Source organism: Oleiphilus sp. HI0066 (assembly GCF_001635725.1).
Window position 1 is genome coordinate 1 of the sequence record NZ_LWFH01001298.1, and the last position, 871, is coordinate 871.

The 871-nt window shown below is 45.6% G+C and carries 1 protein-coding gene; it reads right to left on the bottom strand.

Annotated elements, in window-relative coordinates; all coding sequences use genetic code 11:
* Positions 1-791 (bottom strand): enoyl-CoA hydratase-related protein (locus tag A3738_RS18830; RefSeq protein ID WP_197473918.1); only part of this gene is annotated, 791 nt, incomplete at its 3' end.
* Between the last annotated feature and the right edge of the window lie 80 nt (positions 792-871).

The window sequence follows — 871 nt, forward strand, 5'->3', positions numbered from 1 at the left end:
ATACCCGAGTGCTTCTGCATTGCTTTGATCGCTTCAACAGGCGCTGGGTAGTGAGGACCAGCTTGGCCAGCTACGAAACCTTTAGCAGTTTCGAATACCATCATGCTTTCCATTGGGTTCAAGCTCAGCTTGCTAGTTTTCTCTGCACGACGTGCTTCGTAATCTAGTTTGCCAGCGTTAACTTGTTCAAGAAGGTTGATTGCTGCGTCCATCAATTTCTCTGGACCAACAACTGCATCTACTGCACCAAACTTAAGAGCTGCATCTGCTTTGTGCTCTTTAGTTGCTGCAATCCACTCGATTGCGTTATCCGCACCGATCAAACGTGGAAGACGAACAGTACCACCGAAGCCTGGGAAGATACCTAGCTTAACTTCAGGAAGACCAACTTTCGCTTTAGTCGACATAACACGGTAGTCAGTCGCTAAACACATTTCGAAACCACCACCAAGAGCAATGCCATTAATAGCCGTTACTGTTGGGAAAGGCAGATCTTCGATCGCATTGAATACAGAGTTTGCTTTCAAGTTGTTTGCGATAAGTTCTTCTTCAGGACCTGCAAACAAGCTAGTGAATTCTGTGATATCCGCACCAACGATGAATACATCTTTAGTACTTGTAACAACTAGACCTTTAACATCTGCACCTTTAAGTGCTTCTGCTGCTGCGCCTAGTTCTTCGATAGTCAGCCGGTTAAATTTGTTTACGGATTCGCCTTCGAGGTCGAAGTTCAACTGCGCGAACCCACCGTCGATTTCTTTAACCGTGATGGCTTTACCTGCGTAAATCATCAACTGTTCTCCAAGTTTATAAGTTCGTGCCAGTACAGAGGAAAGCTGCCTGACAATCTGTTTAACCCCAAGCAAATGGG